This is a genomic window from Streptomyces alanosinicus (genome assembly GCF_014650595.1).
In the GTDB taxonomy this organism is placed as follows: domain Bacteria; phylum Actinomycetota; class Actinomycetes; order Streptomycetales; family Streptomycetaceae; genus Streptomyces; species Streptomyces alanosinicus.
Window position 1 is genome coordinate 1 of sequence record NZ_BMVG01000096.1, and the last position, 5,110, is coordinate 5,110.

Genomic DNA, 5,110 nt, shown 5'->3' on the forward strand with positions numbered 1-5,110 from the left:
TTCGACGACGGCGTCGTCCAGGGTGCCCTGGGTGAGGGCGGTCAGGATGGCGTCGGGGCCCAGTTCCAGGAAGCGGGTCACGCCGCGTTCGGTGTTCAGGTGGGTGACGGTGTCGGCGAAGCGGACCGCCTCGCGGAGGTGGCGGGTCCAGTAGTCCGGGGTGCCCCACTCGTCGGTGATCTCGCCGTGCACGCCGGAGACCACGGGGATGGACGGTGCGTTGAGGGTGATGCTCTCCGCGACCAGGTGGAACTCGGCCAGGGCCGGGTCCATCAACGGGGAGTGGAAGGCGTGCGAGACCCGCAGCCGCGTCGTCTTACGACCTTGGCCCGCGAAGTCCGCCGCGATCGACTCCACATCCGCCTCGACACCCGAAATCACCACGGAGGACGGGGAGTTTATGGCTGCGATGCCGACGGTCTCTGTCAGGTGCGGGAGGAGTTCCTCCTCCGTGGCCTGGATGGCGGCCATCGCGCCACCGGACGGGAGCGCCTGCATCAGACGCCCACGAGCGGTGACCAGACGAGCCGCGTCCTCCAGCGAGATCGCACCGGAGACATGCGCCGCCGTGATCTCACCGATGGAGTGCCCGGCGAGATAGTCGGGGCGGACACCCCACGACTCCACCAGCCGGAACAAGGCGGTCTCGATCGCGAACAGCGCCGGCTGGGTGTAGGCCGTGCTGTTCAGCAGTTCCTCGTCCTCGCCCCAGATCACCTCGAACAACGGGCGATCGAGGTAGGCGTCCACGGCGGACGCGACCTCGTTCAACGCAGCGGCGAACACCGGGAACGCGGCGTGCAGTTCGCGGCCCATGCCCAGGCGCTGGGCGCCCTGGCCGGTGAACAGGAACGCGGTCGCCCCGTCCAGTTTGGTGCCGGTGATGACGTCCGGGGACTGGGTGTCCGCGGCGAGGGCGGCCAGGGCTTGGGCGGCGCCGGCGTGGTCGTCGGCGAGGATCACCGCGCGGTGGTCGAGCGCCGCGCGGGTGGTCGCCAGGGCGTGGCCGACGTCGCGGAGGGACAGCTCGGGGTCGGCCTCCAGGTACGCGCGGAGCGCCTCCGCCTGCCGGGGCAGGGACTGGGCGTTCTTGGCGGACACCGGGAGCAGGACCGTACCCGGTGCCTCGGCGGGTTCCGAGGGCTCCGGCTCGGCGGTGCCGCGCGGCGCCTCCTCCAGGATGACGTGGGCGTTCGTGCCGCTCAGACCGAAGGACGAGACGGCGGCCCGGCGCGGGCGGTCCCCGGCGGGCCAGTCCCTGGCCTCGGTGAGCAGGCGGACGTTGCCCTCCTCCCAGTCGACGTGCGGGGTGGGCTCGTCCACGTGCAGGGTCTTGGGCAGCACGCCCGCGCGCAGGGCCATCACCATCTTGATGACACCGCTGACGCCGGCCGCCGCCTGAGCGTGGCCGATGTTGGACTTGATGGAGCCGAGCCACAGCGGCTTGTCCGCGTCCCGGTGCTGCCCGTAGGTCGCGAGCAGGGCCTGGGCCTCGATCGGGTCGCCGAGCCTGGTGCCGGTGCCGTGGCCCTCGACGGCGTCCACGTCGGCGGAGCCGAGGCCCGCGGCCGTGAGGGCCTGCTGGATGACCCGCTGCTGGGAGGGGCCGTTGGGCGCGGTCAGGCCGTTGGAGGCGCCGTCCTGGTTGATGGCGGAGCCGCGGATGACGGCGAGCACCGGGTGGCCGAGGCGCTCGGCGTCCGACAGCCGCTCCACCAGCAGCAGACCGATGCCCTCCGACCAGCTGGTGCCGTCGGCGGCACCGGCGAAGGCCTTGGAGCGGCCGTCGGGGGCCAGTCCGCGCTGCTGGCTGAAGTCGACGAACAGGTCCGGGGTCGGCATGACGGTGACACCGCCGGCCAGCGCCATCGTGATCTCGCCCGCGCGCAGTGCCTGGCACGCCATGTGCAGGCTCACCAGGGAGGAGGAGCAGGCGGTGTCGACGGTGACGGCCGGGCCTTCCAGACCGAGGGTGTAGGCCACCCGGCCGGAGGCGATGCTGCCCGCGCTGCCGTTGCCGAGATAGGCGGCGAGATCCTCCGGGACCTCACCGGCCCGGCTGCCGTACTCGTGGTACATGATGCCCGCGTACACGCCGGTACGGCTGCCGCGCAGGCTGTGGGGGTCGATGCCGGCCCGCTCGAAGGTCTCCCACGAGGCCTCCAGCAGCAGCCGCTGCTGCGGGTCCATGGCCAGGGCCTCCTTCGGCATGATCCCGAAGAAGTCGGCGTCGAACTCGGCGGCGTCGTAGAGGAATCCGCCGTCCTTCGCGTAGGTCTTGCCGGGCGTGCCCGGCTCCGGGTCGTACAGGGCGTCGGCGTCCCAGCCGCGGTCGGCGGGGAAGGCGCCGATGGCGTCGCGGCCCTCGGCGACCAGCTTCCACAGGTCCTCGGCGGAGCGGACCCCGCCGGGGAAGCGGCAGCTGACCGCGACGATCGCGATCGGTTCGTCGGTGGCCGCCGCCGCGCGTACGGCCGGCACCGGGGCGGCGGCCGGAGCGCTCGACGCGGAGAGCCTCTCGATGAGGAAGGCCGCCGCGATACGGGAGTTGGGGTAGTCGAAGACGAGTGTGGCGGGCAGCCGCAGCCCGGTGGCCGCGCCGAGCTGGTTGCGCAGCTCGACCGCCGCCAGGGAGTCGAAGCCCTGCTCACGGAAGGCCGTCTCCGCGCCGACCGCGTCCGCCGAGGCATGCCCGAGGACGCTCGCCACGGTGCTGCGCACCAGGTCCAGGACGATGCGCTCCCGTTCCTGCGGGGACACCCCGGCCAGCCGCCGCTCCAGCTCACCGGCCTCGGCGGCCGAGGTGTTCGCGGTACGGCGGACCGGGCCGCGCACCTTGCCCCGCAGCAGCGCGGGCAGGTCCTGGCCGCGGGCGGCGAGCGCCGCCGCGTCCAGTTTCAGCGGCAGGACCGTCGCCTCCTCGCCGGCCACGGCCGCGTCGAAGAGGGCCAGGCCCTCCGCGACCGTGAGGGCGGGCAGGCCGAGGCGCCGCATCCGCTCCAGGTCGGCGTCGGTGAGGTCACCGCCCAGGCCCGTGCTGACCTCCCACATGCCGAACGCCGGTGCCGACGCGGGCAGTCCGAGCGCCCGCCGGTGCACGGCGAGGCCGTCGAGGAAGGCGTTGGCGGCGGCGTAGTCGGCCTGCCCGGCGGCGAGCACCGAGGCGCCCGCCGAGGAGAACAGCACGAACGCCGTGAGGCCCAGTTCGCGGGTCAGCTCGTGCAGATGCCAGGCGCCGTCGGTCTTCGGCCGCAGCACCGCCTCCACACCGTCCGCCGTCAGCGAGCCGACCAGCCCGCCCCCGGCGACCGCCGCCGCGTGCACCACACCGGTCAGCGGATGCGCCGGGTCGACCTGGGCCAGCACGCCGGCCAGCGCCTCCCGGTCGGTCACGTCGAGCGCGGCCACCGTGACCTCGGCGCCCGACTCGGTGAGTTCGGCGGCGAGCTCGCGGGCCGCCGGCGCGTCCGGGCCACGGCGGCTGGTCAGCAGCAGATGCCGTACACCGTGCTCGGCGACCAGTCGGCGGGCCACCAGCGCGCCCAGCCCGCTGGTGCCCCCGGTGACCAGGACGGTACCGGTGGAGCTCCACTCGGGCCGCTCGGCCGGCGTGCTGATCCGGGTCAGCCGCGGTACCCGCACCTCGCCGAAGCGCACCGCGGTCTCGCTCTCCGCGGCCGCCAGCGCGAGGGTGACGTCCGCGTCCACGGCGGCGGCGTCGGCCGCCACGTCGACGAGGACGAACCGGCCGGGGCTCTCCGCCTCGGCGGCCCGCACCAGACCCCACACGGCGGTGTGCGCCGGATCGACGTCCTCGCCCGACAGTACGGCGAACGCGCCACGGGTCACCACGGCCAGCCGCGCCGGGTCCGACCCGTCACGGTCCGACCACTCCCGCAGCCGGTCCAGCACCTCGCGCACGACGGCACGGGTCCGCTCGGCGGCGTCGCCGGCGTCCGGCTCCGGCACCGCGTACACGGTGACGTCACCGGGCTCCTCGGTGCCGGCCGCGGCACCCGTACGCAGCCATTCGACGCGGTGCAGGGCCGCGCCCGTGCCGCCCGCGGAGCTCGCCAACTGCTCCTCGGACACCGGGCGCGACACCAGGGACCGCACGGTCGCCACCGGCGTACCGGTCTCGTCGGCGACCAGGATCTCCGACAGCTCGTCACCGCGCAGCCGGCGGATCTGCACCCGCAGCACCGAAGTACCGGCGGCGTGCAGCGTCACCCCGTTCCAGGAGAACGGCAGCAGCGTGTCGCCGTCGGCCGCGCCGTCCTGCCCGAGCAGGTCGGCGTGCATGGCGGCGTCCAGCAGCGCCGGGTGCAGCCCGAACCGGGCGGCGTCGGCGCGTGCCGACTCCGGGAGCGCCACCTCGGCGAACACGTCGTCCCCGCGCACCCAGGCCGCGCGCAGCCCCTGGAACACCGGGCCGTAGGCGTAACCCCGGGCCAGCAGCCGCTCGTAGGCGCCGGACACCTCCAGTGCCGTGGCGTCGGCCGGCGGCCACTGGACCAGGTCGAACGCGGGTGCCTGTCCGCCGGGCACCAGCGTGCCGTACGCGTGCCGCGTCCAGGGCGCGTCCGGGTCGGAGCCCCGCGAGTGGATGCCGACCGACCGGGCGCCCGAGGCGTCCGGCGTGCCGACCCGCACCTGCAGGGCCACTCCGCCACGCGCCGGCACGATCAGCGGCGCCTCCAGCAGCAGTTCCTCGATGGTCTCGCAGCCGACCTGGTCACCCGCGCGGACGGCCAGCTCGACGAAGCCGGTACCGGGCAGCAGCACGGTCCCGAGGACGTCGTGGTCGGCCAGCCAGGGCTGGGTGTCCACCGACAGCCGCCCGGTCAGCACGACATCGCCGGAGTCGGCCGCGTCCACGACCGCGCTCAGCAGCGGGTGCTCGACCGGCTCCAGCCCCGCCGAGCCCAGCCCGGCCCCGCCGATCGCGGCACCCTCCAGCCAGTACCGCTGGTGCTGGAAGGCGTACGTCGGCAGATCGGCCCACCGCTCTTCGACGGCACCGAAGTACGCGTCCCAGTCGACGCGGACGCCGGTGGCGTGCATCCGGGCGACGGCGGCGAGCAGGGTGCGCGCCTCGGGGCGGTTCTTG

At 74.5% G+C, this 5,110-nt stretch carries 1 protein-coding gene; it reads right to left on the bottom strand.

Annotated elements, in window-relative coordinates; all coding sequences use genetic code 11:
* Window positions 1-5,110 (bottom strand): type I polyketide synthase (locus IE277_RS46135; protein ID WP_189960062.1); only part of this gene is annotated, 5,110 nt, incomplete at both ends.